At 46.2% G+C, this 26,565-nt stretch carries 21 protein-coding genes; 11 read left to right on the plus strand and 10 right to left on the minus strand.

Features of this window, described 5'->3' with window-relative positions; all coding sequences use genetic code 11:
* Positions 1–18 precede the first annotated feature (18 nt).
* From ATB78_RS01165 to ATB78_RS01175, 3 genes are all read right to left on the minus strand, one after another.
* On the minus strand, positions 19–285 hold the full coding sequence (locus tag ATB78_RS01165; RefSeq protein WP_005429553.1) for a hypothetical protein: 267 nt from the start codon (positions 283–285) through the stop codon (positions 19–21).
* A 281-nt stretch (positions 286–566) separates the two neighbouring features.
* A complete protein-coding gene (locus ATB78_RS01170) occupies positions 567–3,725 on the minus strand; it encodes an efflux RND transporter permease subunit (RefSeq protein ID WP_061007579.1) in 3,159 nt (1,052 codons plus the stop codon).
* A 13-nt stretch (positions 3,726–3,738) separates the two neighbouring features.
* The gene (locus tag ATB78_RS01175) at positions 3,739–4,896 is read right to left on the minus strand and encodes an efflux RND transporter periplasmic adaptor subunit (RefSeq protein WP_061007580.1); all 1,158 of its coding nucleotides are present in this window, start codon (positions 4,894–4,896) and stop codon (positions 3,739–3,741) included.
* Between the two features lie 589 nt (positions 4,897–5,485).
* On the opposite strand from ATB78_RS01175, the gene ATB78_RS01180 reads away from it, so the two are divergent.
* The 3 genes from ATB78_RS01180 (at position 5,486) to ATB78_RS01190 (ending at position 8,278) form a co-directional block, all read left to right on the plus strand.
* Positions 5,486–7,003 (plus strand): phospholipase D family protein, encoded by a 1,518-nt coding sequence (locus tag ATB78_RS01180; RefSeq protein ID WP_061007581.1) that lies wholly within the window; start codon positions 5,486–5,488, stop codon positions 7,001–7,003.
* A gap of 89 nt (positions 7,004–7,092) precedes the next feature.
* Positions 7,093–7,680, plus strand: coding sequence for a class I SAM-dependent methyltransferase (locus tag ATB78_RS01185; protein ID WP_061007582.1), 588 nt, complete (start codon positions 7,093–7,095; stop codon positions 7,678–7,680).
* Between the two features lie 34 nt (positions 7,681–7,714).
* Positions 7,715–8,278: a GNAT family protein gene (locus ATB78_RS01190; RefSeq protein WP_061007583.1), complete on the plus strand. Its 564-nt coding sequence runs from the start codon at positions 7,715–7,717 to the stop codon at positions 8,276–8,278.
* A 53-nt stretch (positions 8,279–8,331) separates the two neighbouring features.
* Here the strand turns inward: ATB78_RS01190 and ATB78_RS01195 are convergent, their stop codons facing one another.
* Positions 8,332–8,805: an ASCH domain-containing protein gene (locus tag ATB78_RS01195; RefSeq protein WP_061007584.1), complete on the minus strand. Its 474-nt coding sequence runs from the start codon at positions 8,803–8,805 to the stop codon at positions 8,332–8,334.
* Positions 8,806–9,000: 195 nt separating this feature from the next.
* On the opposite strand from ATB78_RS01195, the gene ATB78_RS01200 reads away from it, so the two are divergent.
* Positions 9,001–9,858 carry a hypothetical protein gene (locus ATB78_RS01200; protein ID WP_020196089.1) on the plus strand — a complete coding sequence of 286 codons (858 nt, stop codon included), beginning with the start codon at positions 9,001–9,003 and terminating at the stop codon, positions 9,856–9,858.
* Positions 9,855–10,250, plus strand: coding sequence for a DUF2391 family protein (locus ATB78_RS01205; protein ID WP_005441475.1), 396 nt, complete (start codon positions 9,855–9,857; stop codon positions 10,248–10,250). The genes ATB78_RS01200 and ATB78_RS01205 overlap by 4 nt, the downstream gene beginning before the upstream one ends.
* A gap of 15 nt (positions 10,251–10,265) precedes the next feature.
* On the opposite strand, the gene soxR is transcribed toward ATB78_RS01205, so the two are convergent.
* Complete coding sequence (gene soxR / locus ATB78_RS01210) at positions 10,266–10,706, minus strand: redox-sensitive transcriptional activator SoxR (protein WP_005441477.1); 441 nt, start codon at positions 10,704–10,706, stop codon at positions 10,266–10,268.
* A 91-nt stretch (positions 10,707–10,797) separates the two neighbouring features.
* Here soxR and ATB78_RS01215 point away from each other — a divergent pair, with 91 nt between their 5' ends.
* Positions 10,798–11,997: an MFS transporter gene (locus ATB78_RS01215; RefSeq protein ID WP_061007585.1), complete on the plus strand. Its 1,200-nt coding sequence runs from the start codon at positions 10,798–10,800 to the stop codon at positions 11,995–11,997.
* Positions 11,998–12,043: 46 nt separating this feature from the next.
* Here the strand turns inward: ATB78_RS01215 and ATB78_RS01220 are convergent, their stop codons facing one another.
* From ATB78_RS01220 to ATB78_RS01235, 4 genes are all read right to left on the minus strand, one after another.
* Positions 12,044–13,162 (minus strand): carbohydrate porin, encoded by a 1,119-nt coding sequence (locus ATB78_RS01220; protein WP_020196091.1) that lies wholly within the window; start codon positions 13,160–13,162, stop codon positions 12,044–12,046.
* A gap of 410 nt (positions 13,163–13,572) precedes the next feature.
* The gene (locus ATB78_RS01225) at positions 13,573–15,000 is read right to left on the minus strand and encodes a sucrose-6-phosphate hydrolase (protein ID WP_061007586.1); all 1,428 of its coding nucleotides are present in this window, start codon (positions 14,998–15,000) and stop codon (positions 13,573–13,575) included.
* 52 nt (positions 15,001–15,052) lie between these two features.
* The gene (locus ATB78_RS01230; RefSeq protein ID WP_061007587.1) at positions 15,053–16,417 is read right to left on the minus strand and encodes a PTS transporter subunit EIIC; all 1,365 of its coding nucleotides are present in this window, start codon (positions 16,415–16,417) and stop codon (positions 15,053–15,055) included.
* 233 nt (positions 16,418–16,650) lie between these two features.
* Positions 16,651–17,379, minus strand: a complete 729-nt coding sequence (locus tag ATB78_RS01235) for a GntR family transcriptional regulator (RefSeq protein ID WP_061007588.1) — start codon at positions 17,377–17,379, stop codon at positions 16,651–16,653.
* 128 nt (positions 17,380–17,507) lie between these two features.
* On the opposite strand from ATB78_RS01235, the gene ATB78_RS01240 reads away from it, so the two are divergent.
* From ATB78_RS01240 to fusA, 4 genes are all read left to right on the plus strand, one after another.
* Positions 17,508–18,392, plus strand: coding sequence for a LysR family transcriptional regulator (locus ATB78_RS01240; protein ID WP_061007589.1), 885 nt, complete (start codon positions 17,508–17,510; stop codon positions 18,390–18,392).
* Between the two features lie 119 nt (positions 18,393–18,511).
* On the plus strand, positions 18,512–19,516 hold the full coding sequence (gene dgcN, locus ATB78_RS01245; protein WP_061007590.1) for an N-acetyltransferase DgcN: 1,005 nt from the start codon (positions 18,512–18,514) through the stop codon (positions 19,514–19,516).
* A 26-nt stretch (positions 19,517–19,542) separates the two neighbouring features.
* Complete coding sequence (gene dgcA / locus ATB78_RS01250; RefSeq protein ID WP_061007591.1) at positions 19,543–20,529, plus strand: N-acetyl-D-Glu racemase DgcA; 987 nt, start codon at positions 19,543–19,545, stop codon at positions 20,527–20,529.
* A gap of 309 nt (positions 20,530–20,838) precedes the next feature.
* On the plus strand, positions 20,839–22,863 hold the full coding sequence (gene fusA, locus ATB78_RS01255; RefSeq protein ID WP_061007592.1) for an elongation factor G: 2,025 nt from the start codon (positions 20,839–20,841) through the stop codon (positions 22,861–22,863).
* A 73-nt stretch (positions 22,864–22,936) separates the two neighbouring features.
* On the opposite strand, the gene ATB78_RS01260 is transcribed toward fusA, so the two are convergent.
* Entirely contained in the window at positions 22,937–23,131 is a 195-nt protein-coding gene (locus ATB78_RS01260; RefSeq protein ID WP_020196099.1) for a hypothetical protein, read from the minus strand.
* A 336-nt stretch (positions 23,132–23,467) separates the two neighbouring features.
* On the opposite strand from ATB78_RS01260, the gene ATB78_RS01265 reads away from it, so the two are divergent.
* Positions 23,468–26,482 (plus strand): EAL domain-containing protein, encoded by a 3,015-nt coding sequence (locus tag ATB78_RS01265; RefSeq protein WP_081096547.1) that lies wholly within the window; start codon positions 23,468–23,470, stop codon positions 26,480–26,482.
* The last annotated feature ends 83 nt before the right edge of the window (positions 26,483–26,565 follow it).

Below are 26,565 nucleotides of genomic sequence, written 5' to 3' on the forward strand. Positions count from 1 at the left end.
AATCTTTGTCGTCAGAGGTTATGACTTGGTTGCCTCTGTCTTCTGGCATTTGATCTTTACCAGTTGAGCTTGTTGTTCTTTGATGTGTTTAACAATGCGTTCATCGCGTTCATCAATAGCGTCCATGTTCATTTGTTGGATGTCCGCAACCGCCTCATGCTTCATTGTTGTAAACTCTTGACGTAAATCCGCACTCCACTCTTCTTTGTCTAGAGTGTTAGCAGCAGCGATTGGTGATGACATTACAGCAATAAGACCTAGAGTAGATAGAAATACGCTTTGCATAATAAGCTCCTTAGGGATTAGCAGTTCATTGGGTTGCACTCTATACATTGCACATAGGATGCCAACTTTTTAAACCTTTAATATCAACAACTTAAACAAAAGTCTATTTTTCTACCATCTGCTCAATGGCGAATTTCACACACACAGTGTTAAATTAACCAACGATATTTATGAACATTTAACCATTCAGTCAGCTTATAGTATAGATAACCCATTTCAGTTCGCTTGAGGCACAAAAAAAGCAGCCCGAAGGCTGCTTTAGATTTTCGCTTTGGGTGAAACTAGCTTTGCGTGCTTTCGTTGCCGACAGTGCTTGATGACTGTGATTTGAACTTACCTATCAAACGACCAAAGAATCGTTTAACAATGCGGAAGATGTTTTTAATATCCTCTAGCATCAGGTACAGACAAGGCACCAGAATCAAAGTAAGGACAGTTGCAAACAGAACGGCAAAACCAAGCGCGACCGCCATCGGGATAACAAAACGCGCCTGCAAGCTGGTTTCAAACATGATAGGAAGTACACCAGCGAAGGTGGTAATAGACGTCAGCGTGATCGCTCGAAAACGAGCACAGCCTGCTTCAACAACCGCTTGCTTAATGCTCATGCCTTTTTCTCGCACTTGGTTAACGTAATCTGTCATCACCAAAGAATCGTTGATAACCACACCCGCTGCCGCGATTAAACCAAACGTCGACATCATGCTGATGTCCATATCCAACCAGAAGTGTCCCCAAATCGCACCCGTTAAGCTAAACGGAATTACCGACATGACGATAAGCGGTTGGGTGTAGCTCTTAAGCGGCACGGCCAGCAAGATGTATACGATGATCATGCCTGCAATGAAGAACATGATTTGCTCGTTACGCTGCGCAGCTTGCTCTTCGATGTCACCACCCAATTCCGTTTTCACACTTGGGAAGGCTTGCTTCATGTCCGGTAAGATGTTGTCGTCGATAACTTTCACGACTTCTTGAGGTTCAACCAACTCTTCATCTATAGAGCCATAGACATAAACGGTTTGATAACCGCCTTCACGTCGAATGGTACTCACACCCGGTTGCTCGTTGATTTTCACCACATCACCAAGCATGACCTTCTTGCCTGCTGGTGTGGTAATCACAGCGTAACGTAGTGATGAGAAGGCTTCACGCGTCAGTTGCGGGTAACGCACCATGACCTTAATTTCTTCGCCATCACGAATAATGCGCTGCGCTTCACCACCGTAGAAACTGCCACCTACTTGCTCTGCTATCATGGTGAGATCCAAGCCCAAATCATAAGCAACAGGGGCCAGTGATAGCAGTACTTCTTTACTACCGGAATCGATAGACGAAGAAATATCGTACAGACCTTCTTCTTGCTGAAGTCGGCCAATCAGGTAGCGCCCTGCTTCGTTTAGCTCGTTAATGTCCGAACCAAACAGCAAGTAACCAAACTCATCGCGGTCACCACCACCTGCACTTTGCTCACGGATCTTAAAGCTCTTCATGCCCGGAATAACTGGCATTGCCTCACGCCAGCGACGTGCAAGTTCAAAGGTATTGAATGGGCGCAGTTCTTCATCCACAAGCGGCACAAGAATACGACCTTCAGTACGGCTGCGGTTGTAAGAAAGCACATCCCGAATCATCCCCTGACCATGCTCATCAATGATCTGGTTTTCGATTTTCTGCATCACGCCTTCAATGGTTTTTAACGCATTGATGGTTTGCTCGCTCGATACCGTGTCATTCATCTCAATCGTAATCGCCGGATAATCCGTTGGTACTTTCGGGTTTGGAATCACACGCACGTAGTTCGAGCTAACTAAAGCAGCACTAATCAGTAACAGACCACAGAAGAAGGCAAACACGGTCCAACGCCAATGTGTACAAGCTTTAACAAAGCTGCGGTAAGGACCATTAACAAAACCGAAGAAGCGCTTGTTGAAATTATCCCGCCAACCGCCTGCTTTGATTGGCGTAAAGTTGGTGTGAGCTAAGTGAGCTGGAAGGATCAGCTTAGACTCAATCAAACTAAAGATAAGACACAGGATCACCACACCCGCAATGCCGTAGAAGAAGGCACTATCAATCCCACTTGAGAGTAGGAATGGAGCAAACACCGCTATCGTGGTTAACACACCAAAGGTAGCCGGAGTCGCGACACGCTTAACACCCGTCACAACATTCTCAACACCACCACCCTTTTCTTCGATCTCACTGTAGGCACTTTCCCCGGTTACGATGGCGTCATCCACCACGATACCGAGCACCATGATAAAGGCGAACAAAGACACAATATTCAAGGTGATACCCAGCATTGGCATCATCATTACTGCGCCTAAGAAACACACTGGTAGCCCCAACATTACCCACATTGCTAAGCGGAAACGAAGGAATACCGAGAGCATGATGGCAACCAACGCGGCACCTTGAAGAAGGTTCTTCAACATCATGTCGAGACGACCATTTAGGTAGTAGGTCATATCGACGAGAACTTTCAGTTGAATGTCGTCAGGTAAGGTTTTGTTCTTTGCTTCGATGTAGTTACGAACGGATTCAGCAACTGGGATGATGTTTTGATCACGCGTGGCTTGAACCGCCATGTAGATCGCGTTTTGACCCGAGTATTCGAAGTAACGGTCTTCTTCTGTGAAGCCGTCTTTAATCGTTGCGATATCTTGAAGAAGTACCTTCGCACCATTCGCTCCGAGCTTCACTGGGATATTACGAAACTCATCACCGCGGTAGTACTGGTTTTCAATACGAACTGCGATCATGCCTGCGTTGGTTTTTACTTCACCTGCAGAAAAGTTCGCTGAATAACGACGAATCGCGTTGCTCACATCACTTAGCGTTAAGTCATATTTACGAAGAATCAGCGGATCGACTTCTATAGCAATCTCTTCTTCTGGTGCATTAAGATCCACCAGCATGACATTTTTCAGTTGCAGTAATTCGTCTTCGACTTGTTTGGCGATAGGTTTGAGCTCTTCCAGTGGTCTATCGCCCACTAAGCCCATTTCTATCACCTCCTGTCGCCATTCAACCTGATAAACGTTGATGGGTTCCATGCCTGCCGGCAAATTGGATAAGGTGTCTACCCGTTGCTTTACATCGTCCAATACACGTTTGATGTCGGCATTCACATCTACTTCTATCGATACGTAAGCGCTGCCTCGGGAAGCTCGTGCCACGGTCTTTTTGATGCCAGTGACGTCTTTGATCGATTCTTCGACTTTAACCAAGATACTCTCTTCAATCTCTTGCGGAGAGGCGCCCGGATAAGCCGCTCGAATGTTGATGTAGTTAACTTCTACGTTCGGGAACATTTGTCGTTGAATGAACATGAAGCTCACGATACCCATCACGATGATGAACACCATCATTAGGTTCGCGGCGACAGAGTTATTCGCAAAATAGGCAATGATGCCCTTTTGTTGATTCTCTTCCATGATTGACTCCTACTTACTGTACGACGGTTTCGGAGTCGTCACTCTTTTTTGCGACTTGGACAGCCATGCCTTTTTGCGGGTACTCAGGTAACGTCAGAACCAGCTTGTCTGATTGCTCAAGACCTTCTCCCACAAGTAGGAACTCACCCTCTGCACGAAGTACGTTGACCGTTCTAGGTTGCAGTTCATTTTCGCCATTCACTACCCAAACGGTGCGGTTCTTAACTAGCTCTTGAGGGAGACGATAAATGTGCTTGAGTTCTTTACCGGTAAAGCTCACTTCAACGTATGAACCAAACTTAATCGGTGGCTGATTGTTGTCTAGACCATATGGGTCACGAACTTGAATCACCATATTGATCATGCGCGTCGCGCTGTCGATCATGCCGAGATCGCGAACCACTTTGCCTTCACGAGTCGTCGATAGAATGCCTTGCTGCGTTACAGTCGCACGTAGTTCTTTCAAAGATTCAGGAAGGAATGCGCTGTCAAAACCAGCGATAGGAACGTGGATCTCCGCCACTTCGATATTATTCAAGGTTGCAACGCGGGAGCCGGAAGAGACAAACTGCCCCACACCGATATCACGCTCAACAACAAGTGCATCGTATGGCGCAATCACTTTACAGTTTTCTAAGTCACGGTTAGCTCGCTTCAACGCAGCTTGAGCAGACTTGACTTGCGCCTGAGCACTCAAGACATGGGGCTTACGTAAGTAAAGGTCTGTGACTTGTTTGTCGCTTAACTTTTTCGCTTGGCGTTTTGCGACTTCCGCTTTGGCTTGTTCCTCGATCAACGCAGCACGTGCACTTGCCAAGCCCGCTTCTGCTTGTAGAACAGCCGCTTCATAGTTATCACTTTCAATCGTGAATAACACTTCACCACGTTTTACGATTCCACCCGTCACAAAATTTGGGTGCCAACTGATCACTTCGCCGCTAACTTGCGCTGCTAAGTGCGTTTTTTCGAATGGACGCATTTCACCGTGACTGGTGATAACAACTTTATGATCGGTAGGAAAAAGTGAAGAGGTTTGTACTGTGGGTTCAGTACTGGTGTCTTTGATTGACTCTTTTTCGGGCGCAGTAGCGGCAATCGCGGCATAACCCGCATAAGAACCACCAACTACGACGAAGGGTAAAAGCCAACGTAATACTGGTTTTGCTAACATCAAAAATCCTTTTTTATTTTTGTATTCTCCTGTTCATCCTCGTCAGGCCTTCGCCTTAGAGCTGAATTAACAAACGGAACGTTCGATAACCCAATCTCCTACTCCCCGCGGACAAACAGTGAGTGTTTGCATCTGAAATAGACAACTTTATAAGAGCGCCGTGCTTCTGCTGTGTTTCGCGATTATCAATCACAAAAGAACTATCCATGGCAAGTTAATAAAATTAACAAAAACTTAACCATCTCCGCAAGTTACGACCTCTCACGCTCACTGTTTATACGCAATCGTCATGCCAAACGCTTACCCTTTAAATATCAACAAGTTAAGTTAAATTGGTAATTTCTCTCAGTGCAGTGTTGGTAATTACCACCAGATATTAGTGATATTGACCATTCCTAAGCAAAACATAAGTAAAAAACATGATATTGTCCGCCCGAATAATATGCTTTCCCAAAACCATATCGAGTCATTCAGATTCGGTTGCTTTATTGAGAAATCTGCGACTTGGCTACAATCACTCGCGTTACCCAGATTTAAAGCTTGATATATAATCAAAGAGTTACGTTGTGTATTAACAAGGAAGTGTGCATTGCTACGTTCTCTCTCTAAAGCCTTACTCGGTTCAATGCTTGTACTTGTCTCGGCTTGCTCCTCAATTCAGCCAAGAGATCCAAGTGAGAAATCCACCAGTTTTCAGTTCGGATATCAAAGCGACTCATCGTTGGCAGAGTTCTTTGAAAGTTACGATAAAGACCCTAACTCAGACACTAGCTTTTACCCTCTTAATCAGGGAAACGACGCGCTATTAGCTCGAATCGCACTGATTGAATCTGCCGAAAAAAGCCTAGATTTGCAGTACTACATCTATCGCAGTGACGAGACCAGTCAACTGATGACTTGGCGTTTGTATGAAGCAGCACAACGTGGCGTACGCGTTCGCCTGCTTCTCGATGACATGCAAAAGCGAAATGATGCAGGAATGGCAGAGTTGAACGCTCACCCAAACATCGAAATCCGACTGTTTAACCCACACCAATATAGAGATGCGCGTGTATTTGCATTGGCAAGTGACTTTGATCGCCTTAATCGTCGCATGCACAACAAGGCTCTGATTTCCGATAGTGTGTCTGCCATTGTTGGCGGCAGAAACATTGGTAATGAATACTTCTCTTTCGAGTCCAATGTCGAGTTTGGTGATTTCGATTTGATGCTTTATGGCGAGGCAGTGACGCAAACGGCGGACCAATTCGATTTGTATTGGAATAGTCTCTATGCCATCCCAATGGAATGGATTGTGCCTGAGTCTGAAAAAGTGGCAGACGATGCGATTCAAGCGCAAGTGAAAAAGCTCAAATTGGAAGAGAAGTTTTCTACCGGTCCTTATAACTTCAAAGAGTTAGACCTTTACGAGGAGCTCCAACAAGGCAAACTGAACCTGTATTGGGGACAAGGCCAAGTGTGGTTCGATTTACCCGATAAGGTTGCCACTCAAGAAAGCCAACTCGTCGCGAACTTAGGTGAACTCCTTGAGAGCGTTGAAGACTCTTTTGTCCTGATTTCTCCTTACTTTGTGCCAACAGAATCCGGAACAAAGGCTCTAACTGATGCGGCAAAACGAGGGATAGATATCACCATCGTGACCAATAGCTTGGCATCAAACGATGTATTTGCTGTGCACGGTTGGTACGCCAAGTACCGTGAAGATTTGGTCAAAGCGGGCATTAAACTATGGGAAGTAAAAGCCAGCGCGAAAATCAAAAGCAAATGGAGCTTAACCGGTAGCAGCCGAGCGAGCCTGCACGCCAAAGCCATGATGATCGATGGGAAAACCTTGTTTGTAGGTTCGATGAACTGGGATCCGCGTTCGGCTGAGCTCAATACAGAGATGGGCGTAGTTATAGAGCAACCAGAGTACGTGCAAAAACAACAAACCGTTTTGCCAGAGCAGTTGAAAGAAAATGCCTATCAACTCATCATCAAAGATGGTGATATCGCATGGATTGATCAAGCAACAGGCGAAGAATTTGATTCAGAGCCAGAAGCCAGCGTGTGGAGAAAAATGGGCGCTTGGTTCTCGGGCATTCTGCCAATCGAGGATCAGCTGTAGCTTCCCTGCGAGGATAAAGTCAACAAAACTAAATCCAAACGCTATTCAGGCACTGAGTAGCGTTTTTTACACATAAGAAAGGAATCGCAATGTCAGTAACATGGAACGATTACTATCAAAAGGTTGCGAGCCAACCTCACCGACCAAACGTAGAACGTGCCGCCTACCTGCTTACGCTCGACAACAAAATAGCCATTGATGCAGGATGCGGTACCGGTCGAGATTCCAACTACCTCCTCAATCAAGGCTTTACGGTTTACGCGTTTGACACTCATCAAGATGCGGTGGAAACTTGCTTGACGCGTTTCGAAGGCAATCCTAACTTTTCCATATCGCAGTCTTGCTTTAGTGACTTTGATTACCCGCCATGCAGCTTGTTCATTGCCAGTGCGAGTTTGTTCTTCTGCCCTAGTGAGCACTTTGAAAGCGTGTGGCAGAGAATCGACTCAGCCTTAGTCTCCGGTGGTGTTTTTTGTGGGGATCTACTGGGCGTGAAAGACTCTTGGGTCAAAGCCAAAACGCATCCAGACATCAGTGCGTTCACCAGAGAGCAAATCGAAGCATTGTTTGAAGGATATGACATTCTCCACTTCCATGAGCGGGATGAAGATGGCAGCACTGCTCTCGGCAATGCAAAGCATTGGCACATGTTCAGCGTCACTGCGGTCAAACGTTAATTCGTTACTCTTATTCGTTACTAAAAGGAGTGTTATGTACCATTTCCAAGGCGTCACATTAAGGCGAGCCGTTCCGGAAGAAGCCAAAGCGCTCTATAAGCTCATCACTGAGGATGAACGCTGGGCGCAATTCAATGGTCCTTACTTCCCTTATCAAACACCGACATTAGAAGGCTTTCGTAACCACACCTTTCAACGCCTACTGAAAGGCGAGGACATGTTATTGATTGAGTTCGAAGGTAAGCCCGTTGGCTCAGTGAGCTGGTATTGGGAATGTGAAAGCACTCGCTGGCTTGAAGCTGGTATCGTCATTTACGATTCGAACTATTGGGATAAAGGGTTGGGATTTTGTGCGCTCGTACCTTGGATTAGCCATATATTTGAAACCCAAGACATAGCACGAGTTGGTTTAACAACATGGTCGGGTAACCCAAGAATGATGCGTTGCGCAGAAAAGCTTGGCATGCAACAGGAAGCCCGGATTCGTAAAGTGCGTTACTACCAAGACGAGTATTACGACTCCATCAAATACGGCGTATTAAGAGAAGAATGGCAAACGCTGATCCAACGGCTCTATAGCCAAGAACAATTAGCGTAAATCATCGTAGTTAATGAAAAGGCTTGGCAACGCGCCAAGCCTTTTTCGTTGGGTTACTTGGATATAGGGTAAACCACTCTAAAATGCTCAAGTACCAACAAACGTTGCTCATGCCAGTCGATGCCAAGCTCTTCACATTCCGCTTTAAAGAATTTAGTGTGTGCTTCTCTCCACCAAGTTAACGTGCGATCGCCTTCCCCTTCAGCTTGGGCAAACTCCTCACTCACGTCTGCATATCGACAAGTACTAACATCCGTGATTAGAATGATGCACACAGGTTCACCATCCCAGTTTGTCACCACTTGTAAGTGCCCCACCTGAGGCATCCCCTCTCCGTGTTCGCTGTACCAGAGTTCCATACTGCAAGAGGCCGTTTTCTGGCCAATTCTCACCAGCTCAGCGCAAGTATTAGCGTTGTACTCGTCAGCACAATAATAATCAGCGCTTACGGAGGGAATCGCTGCTTGCTCTTGTTGAGAGAGCGTCTCCATATATTGGTTGAGATAAGCTTGTGCTTTGGCGTCCATACTTCTGTTCCTTGGTTCTGCTTTTCCATCGCTTTACTAGCCGGAAAGAGTATCCATTCATCATCAAAAGAACAAGATACGAGCCCATCAGAACGCTTTATAAAACAAGCATTTTTCATCTGTTTTTTGCTAAACCTTGTCGGTATTTGCTATGGTTTCAGAGATCCATCCATTCTCGACGCAAAAGGACGTTCTATGCGCTTAATCATCGGCATCTTCTTCGCTGCTCTGCTCTCCTTTCCAACTCTTGCATCCGAAGAAAAGTATTCAGAATCCGACCTTTTGGATAGACCATTAATGGAGCGTTATATCCTTGATGAGTTGAAGTCGCTGCGTCAGGAACAACAGGATTTAGAACGAAGAATGATTGTTGAAATCACCGACCGTGAGTTAACGGTGGCTGATAAATCTTTGAACTACGCTAACGTGACGGTTACCTACTTCTTCTACATCATTGCGGGTGTCGCTTCACTCATTGCTTTTGTTGGTTGGCAATCTCTGCGCGAATTTAAGCACAATACCAAAGAGATGGCAGACAAGCGATTAGAAAAGATCGCTCAGGAATATGAGAAAAAGTTCGTGGCGCTGGAGCGTGACTTGAAACGTAAAACCCGCATCATCAGCGAGAACAACAAAGAGATTGAGAAGATCAACGAAATCCATAACTTATGGCTTCGTGCACAAAGCTCGCAAACACCGGAACAACGCATCGATATCTACGATGAAATTTTGCTTGTTCGCCCTGGTGATTTAGAAGCGCTGACTTACAAAGCCGACGCCGCTATGGAGATCAAAGAGTACCACTGGGCACTGAGCTTATGTAACAGAGTTCTGGAAGTGGACGATACGAACGGCCCAGCCCTTTACCAACGCGCTTGTGCCTACTCTCGTTTAGGGATTGAAGAGCAAGCGATTGAAGACTTAGAGCGTGCGATTGATACCAGCCCTTCCATTCGCGATCTGTTAGCGGAAGAACAAGATCTCGAGCTGCTTCACGGCAATGAGCGCTTTGAGCAGCTCTTAGCAAGCAGCACGCCTGAGTCTCAAGCATGAGCAGCCACTTTAACCTCGAAGATGCCAGCCAAGTTTTAGTTGGCGCTTTTGCTCTCGCCGTCCCAATTTCTTTCTCGGAAGAAGCGTGGCGCTTGGGTGAAAGCTTGCCGATGTTGAATTTGCTGATGCTATTCAGCTTGTCGGTACTCTTCTTAGGTTTTTTCGCTTATCAAAGCGTATTTCAAAGCAACATAAAAACGCGCGTTGCCGTTTTCATCTTTCGTGTGGTAATTGCCTACTTCATCGCTGCTGTGGTGGTGGCTTTAGTGCTATTCTGCATCAACAAACTTCCTTTATTCACCGACCCACTTATCGCCCTCAAACGGGTGATTGTGATTACTATGCCTGCTTCAATGGGCGCGATTGTGGTGGATAGTTTCGATAAGGAATAACCAGCTCAGCCGTTGTTATGACTCTTGTTCGTCGAGAGTCAGATTCGAACCAGCATGATCTTTACCAAGCACATCTTCAGGGTTTCTTAATGCACAAGTTTCTAGTGAGAGACACCCGCAACCAATACAACCACCCAAATCGTTTTGTAGCGCTTTGAGCTTTTGAATCTTTTGTTCTAACTGCTCATGCCAATGACTGGCCATGGTTTCCCATTGCTGCTTGTTTGGCGCTTGATGCTTGGGCAGCTCTTCTAATGCCACTTTGATCTCTTCTAACGACAATCCAACTTGCTGTGCTGCTTTGATCACCGCCACGCGGCGAAGCACGCTGCGATGGTAGCGACGTTGATTGCCTTGATTTCTCCAGCTTGAAATCAATCCCTTTTGCTCATAAAAGTGCAGCGCGGAAACCTTCACTCCAGAGCGCTTTGCCACCTCGCCTACGCTGATTTCCATTTCTGACCTCTTCTTTAAAAAAACGCTTTACCTCAAGTTTACTTGAGGTTCTAAAGTTACACCACGTTAACAAATTAAGCAGATAAAAACGATGAAAAATAAAACGCTGCCCTACTTGGCTGGGCGATTCTTCGATAGCATTTCTTCCGGATTATTTATGATGGCACTGCCATGGGTAATGTTGGCTGAACCCGGAATGGGAACCTTTGTTGCTTTGGTCTCACTCTCTTGTACTGCGGTTTCTTTCTTGGCTACACCTTTCTTCTCCACTCTTATCGACCGCCATTCAAGAAAGCAGTTACTCGTGCTCAATCAGTGGTTACAAGCTGGTATGGCGTTCATCATTTTTGTCGCGTACTGGTTTGAGCTTGGCTCACATTGGTTGTTAGCGTTTGCACAATTGGTCTATTGGGTATCCAGTAACTTCGCATGGACAACCAATAATGCTTTCACCCAAGAGAACTACCAACGCCATGAATACGCCAAAATTTCCGGTCAGCAAGAAATCGTGATGCAATCGACCACGCTGGGCGCAGGCGCTCTGGGTATCGTGTTATTAGAGATGTGGGGCATGAAGGAATTTGCTTTGTTTGCTGCCTCAGCTTCTTCTATCGCCGCCCTTTTCTATATGGCCACGCCGTACGTGCAGCAAATCAGAGACACTCACACTGTTGCCTTTATGTCGCAGTTAAAAGAGAGCAAGCAAATCTTTGCTAAAGAGCCGACCTTTTACGCTTTCATTTTGCTGTCTTGCTTGTCTTATCCCATTCTGACTTATCTTGGAAAATTGGTGCCTATTTGGTTCTCGGAGCAAGGTATCTCGGGTGATTGGTACGCAGGGTTTAACATCAGCTTTGGCTTGGGTTCATTACTAACCGGACTTATCGTTACCAAGGTACTGAATCAGTTTGGTCACACCAGCATTATTGTCGTATCGATGAGCGTGTTAGTAATTGCTTTAATTGGAATGAGCTTATCCGCACATCCACTGACCATTCTGATGTTTACTGCACTCTTTGGCACATTTAACGCGTTAAATCGAATCGCAAGAATCAATTGGATGCACCACACTGTCTCTGTCCATCAACGAGGGCGAGTCGACGGCGGAATCAGCATGTTCGCCACTACCGTGCAATCTTTAAGTTATGTTGTTATTGCGATGTTGAGCCACTATGGTTTGACCGAGTATGGCTTCATTCTGGCGGCTGGCACCATGGCGATGGCAGTCTGTGTGATGTGGTATTTGAATCATAAAATGAATGGCGATGGCCAACTTGCCACAAGCCAATAACAAAAAGCCCAGCAATCGCTGGGCTTTTGGCTTCCAAAGGGAGGAATTAGAATTCGTAGTATAGGCGAACACGCGCACCGAAATCGTCTTCTTCAGCAAAGGCAGTTGCATCCGATTGCTGCGTCAGCTTGTTGTCGACCATAGTGTAGTAAGTACCTAATAGGATTGAGAAATCCTGAACTTCTAGCACATCACGGAATGCGTAAGAAGCGTACCAAGTTGACACGTTTACGTCACCTTCCGCCCAAGAAGAAAATTCTTTGTTTTCGAATTCGTTCGTTGAGTAGATGTAACCAAGACCTAGGTTGTTCCACAATGCGTTCACACCTGCCGACATGTTGTTCTCGTCTACTGCATCTAGGTAAGAAACACTTGCGTTCACAGACCAATCACCGCTTGTCCAGTTACCTGTTAAGCCGTAACCCGTACGATCTGAGATGTCCACGCCATCGGCAACAATAGCGTCAGAAACTAGGTTAGTCTCCATCGATGCTGCGACTGTGAAATCACCCATTTGGTAAGCAACGACAGGTCGTAGTAGGAATGCATCTTTGCTTTCTGTGATTTCTTTACCGTGGTAATAACCACCAACGCCGCCATCAAATAAGTTAGAACGGTCACCCAACATCGCACCCACTTCTACATATAGGTTGCCGAATGTTTGGTTGTACATGATCTGACCATCAGAACCACGACCGCGCGCTTCTTTCATTTGGTAAGAGTATGCCGCACCGTCTGCGTATAGGTCATTCGCCGTATCGCCTGAATACTCAAGGAATACGTCTAGGCCCACAGGGAACATATCATAAGCTTCGAAACGACCCGCTTTAATCGCCCAACCGTCTTTCTTACCAAATTCAAAGTACGCGTCATCCAGTGCGATGTTGCCTGTACTTTCAAAAAGAGGCTGTGCTTTGACACCCACATAGTGACCGTTGCTGGTGTACTTCTCGCCCGCAAACTCGATAAGTACGCGACCGTCTTGATTGAACTCGCTGTCGTCATTGGCGTTTGATTCACGATCTTCAAAGTTGAAGTTTAGCTCTACGTTACCGCCAACCGAGAAGTTACCTTCTTCGTTGTCAACGATGCTGATACCTGCGTTTGCAGTCATTGCTGTTGATACTAAAACAGCCGCTAGCGAAAGCTTAAAAGTGTTGTTCATGTGAACCCCTATATTTGTATTTTTTAATAGTTTGCCCGCCTTAAAGGAGGGCTTATGTGTAGCTATGGACAAAAAAGAACTGCTAATTAACTGGCCGATCATTAGCAGTGGACGGGGCTAATTCTTGATCAACAAAACCAGCAAAACAATACTGCTAAACCGTTTTTGCTTGACGAGATCACGATTTTAGATCTTTAGTTATTTACCTTTAATTACAGCAACTTAAATATAAAAAATTATAATTATCGGATTTTAAAGCATTTTTTTGAGTGAAATTGATAGAAATCAAATTCATTCATATGAGCATTGTGACATGACAGATATCACAAAATTTATGAATCAATTTCATTGCTAAATAGCAGGCACAAAAAAGGCCACCAAGTTGGTGGCCAAAAACCAATCCGAAACTGCTAGCAGTAAGAGATTGGGGACAAGTAATGCAGTGTTGCTTGAGCCTGTTCGAGCTCGATGTTGCACAGATCATCAATAAAGATCCGCGAAGTGAAAACCGTCTTACCACTGTCGGCAAAAATCTCGATAGCAGAGTTATCCACGAAGAGACGAATACGCTGTGCTTGTTCAAATCGCTTGGCATAACGAACGGTACCAAAAGCCTCAGCATGCAAATGAGAAACATGAGTTCGATCTAGGGTGAACTCATGTTGATCACCACTAAATACCATTCGCTCACCTTTCTGGTTGGACAGAACCAAAGAGAAAGCGCCATCAACATGAAGCTCGACCTCAAATGCTTGAGAATCCAACGAGTGTGATTCTTCGACTTCGACAGAGTCTTTGCGTAACGCTTCCAATTCTTGTAATGGGCTTTGAATGAGGTAATCCCCTTCAATGGTCAAGACTCGAGGTAACGTCAGCATATGCGCCCAGCGGTTCTTATCGGTTGGGTATTCACTCTTCGAGTTACCCAACCAACCAATCAGAATACGTCGCTGCTGATCATCGAGATAGGTCTGAGGAGCGTAGAAATCAAAGCCTTTATCCAACTCTCGGTAACCCTGATTAGGAAAGACTTTGTTCTCAAAATCAATGCGCTCACCCACCATGTACACCACAGAGAAAACGTTCTTCAGGTCATATTTACTCTCTGAGCTTACGCCTTGAGGAGAGAAGATAAATACGCCGTTTTCATCTTGTTCGTAATAATTAGGGCATTCCCACATATAACCGAAATCACCCAGACCCACATCAATATTGCCTTGATAGTGGTAATCATCGATATCGGAACCGTGATAATAAGCAAGCTTGCCTTTTTCATCATGCCCTTGGGCACCTATCAGCATGTGGTAACCGTCGTCACGAGTGACTAATACTGGATCACGGAATTCTTGCGTGTACGCATCAGAATTAAACTCAACCACAACGCCTTTTTTCTCGGTCTTGCCTTGTTTATCCATCACCGCGAGTGCTTGTGTTGGCAAGCCTTTCCCCTCTTCATTCAGAAGGTTGGCGGTGTAAAACAAGTACAATTCGTCATTGTGAGGAACACCCACGCCCGTGTAACAACCGTGATGGTCATAATCTTGGTCTGGATACATCGCAATGCCGCGATCGTTAAAGTTGACGAAATCTTTGGTCGATACGTGATACCAATGTTTCAAACCGTGCACGGGGCCTAGTGGAAACCACTGATAGAAAATATGATGCTCACCATTAAAGTAGCTCAGACCATTTGGGTCATTCACTAAACCATGATGCGGGGCAATGTGGTAGCTCGGATAAAACGGGTCTGTTTTCGTTTTATGCTTAATGTCTGCCAAATATTCCGCGCTCACCTCATCGATTCTCACAAATCGATTTTGGCGATTAGAAAAATCCATAACGACTCCAAAAAGAGAAAGCACTCCCGCTAAGTAACGGGAGTGAAAAGAATTACTTTGGTTCTTTGTAGAACAGTTTTGTTAGAGCGAAAGCCGACACTGCGCCCACCAGCATGACAAGCATGTACATGCCTAGACCACCGCCGAGGTACAACAACATACCCGGTAGCATGGTTGCGCCTGTACCCGCGGAGCCGATGCCTGCGATAGCACCAAGACAGCCACCAATCGCACCACCGACACAGCCGTATAGGAAAGGCTTAACGCGAGGAAGCGTAATCGCAAACATTGCAGGCTCTGTGATACCAAATAGTGCAGGAAGTGCGGCGCCAAACATGCCAGAGCGTTTTACTTTGTCTGTTTGCATAGTCATGACCGCCATCGCCGCACCAAACTGACCAGCAATCGCCGCTGTACCAAGTGGGTTGATGTAGTCGAAGCCTGTGTCTGTCACCATCGCAATCGTGATTGGAACGATGGTGTGGTGCATACCTGTCACGGCCATAAATTGAATAGCACCACCGTAAATCAAACCGCCGATACCGTAAGGAATTTGCAAGAAGTACAGCACCGCCTCAGTAATCAGTTTCTCGATACCAAGCAGAAGTGGGCCTACGAACACCAAGCCAGCAATCAGAGACACCAACAAGGTAATGAAAGGTGTGAGGATTAAGTCCAACACTTCTGGAATGTGTTTGCGCGAAGTGCGCTCCACCATCGCCGCGAACCAACCCATAAATACCGCAGGAAGAATCGAGCTTTGCAGACCGGTTACTGCGATATCAAACCCCATAAACGGAATGATCATGGCTTCTGCGTTGCCAAAGGCTACATCCCACTTACTCGCCAATTGCGGCGCAACTAGCATCAGGCCGAGCACAATACCGAGAACCGGGTTACCACCAAACACGCGCATCGCAGACCAAGTCACCAAAACTGGGATAAAGATAAATGCCGTGTCGGTCAGAACTTGCGAAAGCGTGTTTAACTGTGGCGATAGCTCCATGCCAAAACCGTTGACGAGCAAACCACGTAAGCCCATCAAAAGACCCGTAGCAACCAGTGCTGGAATAATGGCAACAAAGATATCAGAGAAGGTACGCGTCACTGCTTGAAAGGTGCTGACTTTGTCTTTCCTCTCTTCGGTTTGTGGCGCTTCTTCAATCGCTTCATTGCCTTTCATAATGGCAAATACTTTACCCACAAAACCAGTACCCAAGATCACTTGGTGCTGTCCGTTTTGGAAGAAGTAACCGTGTACCCCTTCTGTCGCGCTGAGTCCTTCCGCGTCTACTAGTCCATCGTCCTTGGCCACAACACGCAGTCGTGTTGCACAGTGATTAAGTTGTGCGATGTTGCCCTCACCACCTAGCAAGGACATCACTTTACTCGCTACAACTTTCGCATCTCGCGCCATAATTTTTGTCTCCAAAGAGTGCAAAGAAATAACAACCTGTATTCAACTTGTATTTATCGTAATACAGGTTAGATACAGGTTGTATTTTTCATTCTCGTTTTTTGTCACACGTCACACTTGTTATTGATTCAAAATGCATGGAGTTGCTTAGTTATTAAACCTATAAATAAAAAAATAGCCCACATCGGTGGGCTATTTTTCAATTCGTTCAATATTCGTTTAATTCAAGGTCTTTAAACTCGTGCGGTGATTTCAAAGTCGTACAAACTCGACTTGTAGTAAACGATGGAATACTCGTATATCCCTTGTTCTTCATAGAAGTTCTGAGATTGGTTGATCAAGATAGGATCCAGCTTATCGACCACCAACAGTTTCTGTGCCGCATCATCCGGTAAGGCAGGAATCAATTTCTGCTGCGTTTTCACCATCTCAATGCCATGACGACTTAAGTATTCGAACTTTGAGCCTTCAAGGTCTTGTTGCGTTAAATTAGGCAAAAGAACACGAGGAATATAGAACTCCTCATAAGAGACAACCTGATCATTAATCAGACGTAAACGACGAGCAAAGTTAACTGGCTCACCTTGCGCAATATTGAGTTTTTCAGCGACTAACTCGTCTGCAGGAACCACTTCAAACGCATCAACAATGTTCTTAGCTTCTAACCCTGAGCCTGCCGCTTCTTGAGCAAAGCCGGACATGGACAAGAAATCATGACGCAATTTGTTGGATTTAACGAACGTCCCTTTGCCTTTTTCTGAGAAGGTGTAGCCCAAATTATTAAGCTGTTGGAGCGCTTTACGAACCGTCACTCGACTGACTTTGAGTAACTCCACCAGTTGATTTTCCGATGGAAGCTTACTGCCTGCAGGGTAAATACCTTTATCAATTTCGCGCTTTAATTCATCCGCGACTTGAATGTACAGCGGCTGCAAACTTTTTTGATCAAATAACTCAGTCATAATTCCGTGAAAACTAAGGGGTTACCAACTCATCTTACTCAAGCTGAGGGCAATTACCAACTATTGTTAAAAGGCGTAAGAATTGGATAAGCTAGCTTCTAGCTCAAACGAAACAACAGGAAACCGCAGTGAATTTAAGACAATTGGAAGTCTTTTACGCCATCATGCAGACCGGAACCGTGTCTGGTGCCGCGCGCCTATTGCATGTATCGCAGCCTAATGTCACTCGGGTACTTGCCCATACGGAACAACAACTTAGCTTTGCCCTGTTTGAGCGCGTCAAAGGCCGCTTAGTACCGACCCAAGAAGCCAAAGCCCTACTGCCAGAAGCCGAGAAAGTCTACCAACAACTTGGGCAGTTTCGCTCCCTCACCAATAAGGTAAAACAAGGCACTCAGCACTTGAGAGTCGGAGCGCCGCCTGTCTTGGCTTCCCAACTGCTTGCCCCAACGGTTGCTACGTTGTCGAAGCAACAAGGCATCTCATTTGAACTATTAACGGCAAACCGTGATGAGCTGTGTTCAGGCTTACTTAAGCACGAATTGGATGTAGCGATTGCCTTTGGTGAAGAAGCGCCACCCGCGATTTTGAGTGAGGTTTTACTCAAGCAGCAACTTGTTTTGATTGCACCAAAAGAAGCGCTCAATTCGACTGACGACGCGATATCGTTTGATGATTTGATTCAGCACGAATTGCCAATCATCGGCTTGGACAGTCGAGACCCACTCGGTTTGTTGCTACATCAAACACTCTCTGCGCGTGATGAACATTATCACCATGCGATCACAGTACGTAGTTACGCCGCTGCCGCCGAGCTAGTCAAGCATCATGCGGGTTTTGCGATTGTCGACCCATGGACAGCAAAACAGTATCAAGATGACGAATCAGTCAGCGTGCGCTCACTTTCTCCGGCGCTGTCATTTTCTATCTCTATCTTGTTTGCAGAACACTCGCCGCAATCCATATCGACCAAGCTTTTTATTGAGTCGCTAAAGCAACATGTTAATCAGTAAGTTAGCACTAACTCCCGCCTATAACCTCAAGTTATAGGCACACAACAAATAGGCATTCGGCTTCCCTCTTCAAACTGACTACATTGTCTGAAAACGTACGAATGACAGAGGGAACCATCATGCAAATTGCTCAACCTTACCTACTTTTTCTTGGCGACGTCACTGATCCATTAGCCGCAAAAACTGCACGCGGTATCCATCAATGGCGCCCAGAGATTTGTTTGGGTCAGCTTCGTCTTACGTCAGAAACCGTCTCATTAGGTTTAACCGACATGACGCTGCAACAGGCTCAACAGCAAGGCGCGAAAACGCTCGTCATTGGTACAGCAAACCCTGGTGGTGTCATTCCTGAATCATGGCAGGCGACGTTACTGGAAGCGGCGGAAATGGGGTTTGAAATTGCCTCGGGTATGCATCAACGTCTTTCTGAGTTCGCGCCTTTGAATGACTTACAGCAACGCGGTTTAACCAAATTGCACGATGTGCGCCATTATGATGAACCGCTGAAAGTAGGCAATGGTAAAACGCGCTCGGGTAAACGCTTGCTAACGGTTGGCACCGATTGCTCGGTTGGAAAAATGTTCTCGGCCCTCGCGATTGAGAAAGCCTTGCAGCAAGCTGGTTGTAAAGCTGAGTTCAAAGCCACAGGTCAAACGGGCATCTTAGTCGCGGGCAGTGGTATTTCGATTGATGCGGTTGTCGCGGACTTTATCTCTGGTGCGGTGGAAGCCATTAGTCCTGAGTTTACTGACCACGAATGGGACATCATTGAAGGACAAGGTTCACTATTCAATCCGTCTTTTGCTGGCGTGAGTTTAGGCTTGCTTCACGGCGCACAAGCAGACGCTTTAGTATTGTGTCACGAGATCGGTCGCCCGCACATTCGCAACCTTCCTCATGCTAAGTTGCCAACGATTGAACAAACCATCGAAGCGAATTTACAAGCTGCACGTTTAACAAACTCTGACACACGTCTTGTCGGAATCTGCTTGAATACTTCTGCAATCAGTGAAGATGATGCCGCACAGCTTTGCCAAGACTGGACGGAGAAATACCAAGTACCAGTGACCGATCCTGTGCGTTTTGGCGTAGAGCAAATTGCTCAACAGATTATTGCGATTTAAGTTGCGATTTAAGGATTGTAGACGCGATGAAAATTCATGTAGAGCCCGTCACCATTGCGATGGCGACGCCTTTCCGTATATCACGTGGCAGTCGAACCGAATGTCACGTGGTACGAGTAACCATAGAGCAGAACGGCATCAGTGCCCAAGGTGAATGTACGCCTTATCCCCGTTACGGCGAGTCGGTGGAATCGGTGATCAAAGCCATTTCTCAAGCCGCTCATGAACTGCAAGGTTTGTTTGCCAAAGGCGATGCGAACATAGTCTCCCTTAGAGAAAAGCTGCAAACCCTTCTCCCTGGTGGTGCTGCACGTAATGCACTCGACTGTGCGATGTGGAACTTGCAAGCTAAACTAGCGGGCAAGCAACACACTCAAGATTTATTTGAACTGCCAGCATCGATTGTCACTGCGATGACCGTGTCGATTAACACGCCAGAGGCAATGGCAAACCAGACCTGTAGTTACATCGAACAAGGCGCAAAACTACTTAAAGTGAAGCTCGATGGCGAACAAGTGATTGAACGTGTTCGCGCAGTTCGTGAAGCGGCAGGCGATGCGATGATCGTGCTGGATGCGAACGAAGCATGGCAAGAGCTGGATTTAGACGCCACCTTTGCCGCGCTAGCGCCACTGAATATTGCGATGATTGAGCAGCCTTTACCCTCGAATGACGATGAAAAGCTAAAAGACATTTCGCACCCTATTCCACTTTGTGCCGATGAAAGTTGCCATACGCGCCAACAATTGCATGAATTGGTAGGCAAATACGAAATGGTCAACATCAAGCTCGACAAGACAGGTGGTCTAACCGAAGCCTTATTGCTTGCAGAAGAAGCGAAACGCCTTGGCTTTACCTTGATGTCAGGTTGCATGTTAGGCACTTCACTAGCGATGCGAGCAGCTCTACCCATCGCTGTTCAATCGAAAGTGGTCGACTTAGATGGTCCGGTTTTACTGGGTCAGGATGTTGAGCCTGCTTTGGTATATCGAGAAGGTGAAATCGTCCTGTAAAGGGTCACTGATCACCCCATCACCCATTTCATGACCTAGATTAAAAAACAATCACCGCCAGCATGAAATAAGTCACATAAATTACGGGGTTATTACGGCATGCTAATAACGTAGTAACCTCTAATGCGCTTTTTCAGCAAGGTGGTGGTTGTATGTATAGAGTCATCCGAAAAATGACATGGAAGACGAAAAGGCGGTAAACCCGCCCTACTCCAATGCAGTTCGTGCCTGATATCAGGTTTGCTTTGGAACCGTTGATTGGCCGCTAAAGGCTCACTCGGTTTCGCACGTCATTTGCAAGGAGGCTCTATGCCTATCAATAAGATCCGCAACGTCGCCTTTGTCGGTCAAACGGGTACCGGCAAAACCACACTGATAGAAAAACTGCTCTACACCTGCCAAGCTACCAACCATTTAGGTTGTGTGGAAAAAGGCGATACGGTGACCGATTTCGACCAACAATCCATCCAATATCAACACAGTATCGAAGCCACCCCAGTTGCCTTAAGTTGGAACAAACACCGCCTCAATGTCATCGACACTCCCGGACAAAGTGAATTACTCGGACGCACACTCAGCGTGTTCCCTGCCGTCGAAACTTCCGCGTTGATCATCGACCCACAAATGCCCATCAACCAAACTTCTGACCGCTTGTTCGCCTTTGCTAAAGAGCAGCAAAAGTGCCAGATGATCATCATCAACAAGCTCGACAATCACGGTAACCAACTTGAAGCCGTGATGGAAAACATCATCGAACACTTCGGTGACAACTGCTTACCAATCAACTTACCTTCTGCCGATGCTCAATCGGTAGTAGATTGCTATTTCGAACCAGAGATCGAACGCGACACCTTGCTCGCCAAAGTCGAAGAAGCGCATGAAACCTTGATAGACCAAGTGATTGAAGTCGATGAAGAGCTGATGGAACTGTATCTTGAACAAGGCTCAGAACTGACAGCAGAACAGCTGCATGATCCGTTTGAAGAAGCATTGAGAACCGGACACGTAATTCCAATCTGCTTTGTGTCGTCCGAAACTGGCGCAGGGGTAGAACTGCTACTGAGAACCCTAGCTGAAATCATGCCGATGCCAAATGAAGGTAACCCACCGCTGTTGGAGAAAAACGGTAAAAAGGTCAAAGTAAACTGTGAAGCACTTGAGCACAGCGTAGCGCATGTGTACAAGATCAGCGTCGATCCTTACATGGGCAAACTCGCCTACTTGCGTGTTTACCAAGGTGAAATCAACGCAGGCAGTCAACTCTACATTGGCGAAAGCAACAAAGCGTTCAAAGTCGGTCATCTCTACCAATTGCAAGGCAAAGACAGAACGGAGATCCCAAGGGCGCTTGCCGGCGATTTCTGTGTACTCGCCAAAGTGGATGAGTTGGAATTTGATTCCATTGTTCATGACTCTCATGAAGAAGATGGCGTGCAACTTAAAACCCTCAACTTCCCTGATTCAATGTACTCGCTGTGCCTAAAACCTGTTAAGCGTGGCGACGAGCAAAAACTTGGGGATGTACTGAATAAAATTGCCAGTGAAGATCCTTCTCTTCGAATCGAACATCGTGCGCGCACTAATGAAACCATCATCAGTGGTCAGGGTGAATTCCACCTAAAAGTAGCGCTGGAGAAAATGTCTTCTGTTTACAAATTGGAAGTGGAAACCAGCCAACCAAGCGTCGAGTACTTTGAGACCATAACCAAACCAGCAGAAGGTCATTATCGTCATAAGAAACAGAGCGGCGGGGCCGGTCAATTTGGTGAAGTACAATTAAAAGTACGCCCACTCGAACGCGGTGCAGGCTTCAAGTTCATCAATAAAGTGGTAGGCGGCGCGATTCCTACGGCGCTGATCCCAGCGGTGGAAAAAGGCATTGTCCAAGCACTAGAAGAAGGAGCGATTTCTGGTAACCCAATCAAAGATGTCGAAGTGACTGTTTACGATGGTAAATACCACTCGGTTGACTCAAAAGAAATAGCGTTTGTCATCGCTGGTAAGAAAGCGTTTTTAGATGCGATCAACAACGCAGACCCGATTGTGCTCGAACCGATTGTTCAAATGGAGCTTCATATTCCAACCGCGAATGTGGGTGATGTATCCGGCGACTTATCCGGTAATCGCGGCCTTATTGAAGGTACTGAGCCTATCGATGCGAACTTCACTATGTTAAGAGCCAAGTCTCCGGTCAACGAGCTGCAAGATTATGCTCGTCGTCTACGCTCAATTACTGGCGGTGAAGGCAGTTTTAACATGACGCTCAGCCCTTACGAAACAGCGCCACCAGCAGTACAAAAACAGGGCTGCAACGAAGCGACGCAGCAAAGCTAAGACTTAACACATTTAACTTCACCAACAAAAAACGCCCTCGAAACTTGAGGGCGTTGTTGTATTCAGTTGAGGTCTATTTGTCTAACGACATACCAATATCTTCAAGCTTGGATTGGAACTGTTCAACACTGTCGGCTTTATAGGTAGGAGAACCGTTAAAATAGCGCGGCTTCTCTGGCAACATCGCGTTCTTGAGTTCTTGTTCCTGATCGACATTGTCATGGTACACCGTTACACGGTTTGGGATATCCTGTTTCATAAATGCCATTTTGGTTCTCCTTTGTTAAGACGAACCTTAAAGCTAAAGGTGGTTAAAAAATAAGCAAAACAAGTTGTGTAAAAATTAGACATTCTCGACAGTTTTTATTGTTAAATTCAAAGCATTTTATAAACTAGACATGAACTTAATTTTGACACTACGTCATCGAACTGGCAGCGAACTCATCCTATCCCCTACCAAACGTGCGCCTATTATCATTTCCACAAATTATGTCTTTTTTTTGAGATTTTAGTCAGTAATGTGTGGATGCAAATAGCCTCATATTCAACTTACTCATAGAGGCGACCTTTTTCTTTTTGAGTTTTACTCGACTTGCTGATTCAGATGAATAGACGTGTTTTTGATAAACGCCCAACCATCGGCATCATCTTGCCTATGTTGAGCGGTTTTTATATGGGAGAGCTTAACGCCACGTTGCGCCAAATGGCTAAGCAACATGGGGTTAATTTGGTATTTATTCGTAGCGGGCATCGCCGAGACTTCGACCTGTCTGTTGCTTTGCATCATCTCGATGCATTGATGGTGGTTTTACATTCTGCATCCGATCATCTTGTGCAAACGGCGCTGAGCAAAGGCATTCCAGTTTTGTCTTTGGGCGCAAGCTACGCACCGCTTGATGTTGAGCAGTTCATCAGCATTCAAAGTGACGGCGTAAAAGCCTTGTATCGTTGGCTGTTGGAGCAAGGACATCAACGCATTGGTTTTTGTGGTGACTTGTCGGTCAACGATGTACGTTCACGTTTTAAAGCCTACCAACATGCTGCTACACAGCATCAAGGAGCGTTCAATCCCGAAGATTTCTTTAGCGTTAGCAACTGCTCATTAGCGGGTGGACGAGAAGCTGCCGTTGAGTTCGTGCAGCGCAACTCGCAATGTACGGCGGTTATTTGTGCTACCGACCACAACGCTATTGGCATGATGGAGCAGCTTAAGCACTTGCAAGTTGCCGTACCAAATGAAGTCGCCGTGGTTGGTATTGATAACGTCTTCTTCGGCAAACAAACTCAGCCACCGTTAACCACTGCCGATCAGCAATTAGAAGTTCTGGCACGCCGAGCATTTAGCCGAGCTATTGAACGCATTCAAGGGGCTGCGTTTTCAAACCAGATTAACCAAGTGCCACAGAAATTGGTTATCCGTCAGTCCTGTGGTAATCGTAATCCAACCTATGAATCAACAGAATGTCCGAACTCAATTCGTCATGCGCTGCTGAATGTGGAGGGCCGCTCTCCGGCAGAGATTTTTGAGAACTTCTATTCTCAAGCTCAGAACGGTTTTAACTCCATCTTGGACGCTCAAAGCTTGTATGGCAACAACCTCGATTGGGCATGTTTAGCGCAGTGCGATCAGGAGCAATACCATATCGAGAGTTGGGTCGAACAAGGCATGACCCAACCAACCACGCTGCCAAAACAAAGCACCGCAAGTGATGAAATTCGTGACTTCCCTTTCCTTGAAGGCTGCGAACACTTTGTTGCAACAGTGATGCCAATTGCTACGGGGCAAAAAAACCAGTGGCAGTTAGTCGCCGTGGTCGATTCGCTTGAAGATCAGCAAAACATCGGAACCCAATCGGTGTTCAACAACTATCTCGATATGTTGTCTCTGTTTATTGAACGTGATGCGCTACTCAACACCAGCACCTTACGTCAAAAGAACTCACAGCAACTGCTGCAGCAACTCAAGGTGGTATCAAACAGCTCAAATGACGGTATTTGGGACTGGGATTTGACCAGCAATAAACTGCGTTGGAACAGCCGCTTGGTCAACATGCTCGGCAATGAAAACATCTCCCACAAACGCTACATTGATTGCGATCAGCTGTTCCAATTTATTCATCCAGAAGACATCGACCAATTAGAAGAACACATCCAAGCTCACTTGGTCGATAAAGTGGCGTTCAAAACCGAATTTCGTATTCGCAAACACGACAACAGCTATATCTGGGTACAAGCCAATGGCTCTGCAGTACGCAACGCACAAGGTCATGCGGTGCGCTTTATCGGCTCAATGACGGATGTGACCGAGCAACGAGAAAGCGCGGCGAAGATCCATCATATGGCCTATTTCGATGCGCTAACGGGTGTCGCCAACCGCCGCAAAATCATGGAAGAGATTGTTGAACACATCAGCGTCAACCCAGATAAGCCTCGCGCCATCATGTTGATGGATCTCAACCGCTTTAAAATGATCAACGACTCTTTCGGACACCATGTCGGCGACGCCTTGCTTTGCCACATAACCAAAGAGTTAGAGAGTGTTTTGGTTGAGCCTCATACCATTGCGCGACTCGGCGGAGATGAGTTCTTGTTCTTCTGCCATGTTAGCAATGCCGCCCAAGCCAACCAGATTGCTAGCATGATTTTACGTACCATCGAAAAGCCAATGATTCATGAAGAGATGGAATTGGTCAGCCAAGGCAGTTTAGGGATTTCCTTCTACCCATCGGATGGCCATAGCCCTGAAGAGTTGGTGAAAAAAGCCGATATCGCCATGTATCAAGCGAAGCAACTCGGCGGGCGCAAAGTGGTGCATTACAACGACACCATGGAAGCGACGACACAAAGCTTAATTAAGTTCGAACACCACCTAAATCGCGCTTTAGAACAAAGCGAAATTGATGTGTTCTACCAACCTCAGCTGTGCCACAAAACGCAGCGTGTGATTGCAGTAGAAGCCTTGGCTCGTTGGCAATCTGAAGCGCTTGGCTTTGTCCCACCAAGTCAGTTTATTCAAGTCGCCGAGAACGCAGGTATGATCTCGCGATTGGGAGAATACATTCTCAATCGAGTCTGTCGTGACGTGCAGCAATCCGCTTGGTTACAATCAATGAGCCATATTTCGGTCAACATCAGTGCACGTCAGTTGGTACAGCCTTATTTTGCAGACGAGGTGATTCAAACCATCCTTAACTACCGATTGCCGCTGTCTCTGTTCTGCATCGAAATCACCGAAACAGCAGCCATTAGTGATTATGACTTGTGTGTGAAATCGCTTGAGAAGCTCAGAAAAGCGGGCATTACCATCTCTTTGGATGATTTCGGAACAGGCTTCTCTTCGTTGTCGTTATTGAAGAAGTTGCCATTGAGTGAAGTCAAAATCGACCGTTCTTTCATCGCCGACATCATCAAAGATCAATCCAACCTCGATTTCGTTTCCACTATGATTTTGATGGGTAGAAGTTTGGGTTATCGCGTGGTCGCAGAAGGGGTAGAAACCGCAGAGCATGTCTCTAGCTTAAGCGAACTCGGCGTGGATTTACTGCAAGGTTATTACTTCAGCAAACCCCAACCTATTTCTCAACTAGAGCAACAATACACACCACTTGGAGCCGTTTAAAAGCAACAAGGCGAGCTCATGTGCTCGCCTTGTTCTGTTCTTCACCGTTGGTTTTAAATACTTCGCTTTAGAAAACCTTCTTG

The organism is Vibrio sp. CUB2 (assembly GCF_001557945.1).
In the GTDB taxonomy this organism is placed as follows: domain Bacteria; phylum Pseudomonadota; class Gammaproteobacteria; order Enterobacterales; family Vibrionaceae; genus Vibrio; species Vibrio owensii.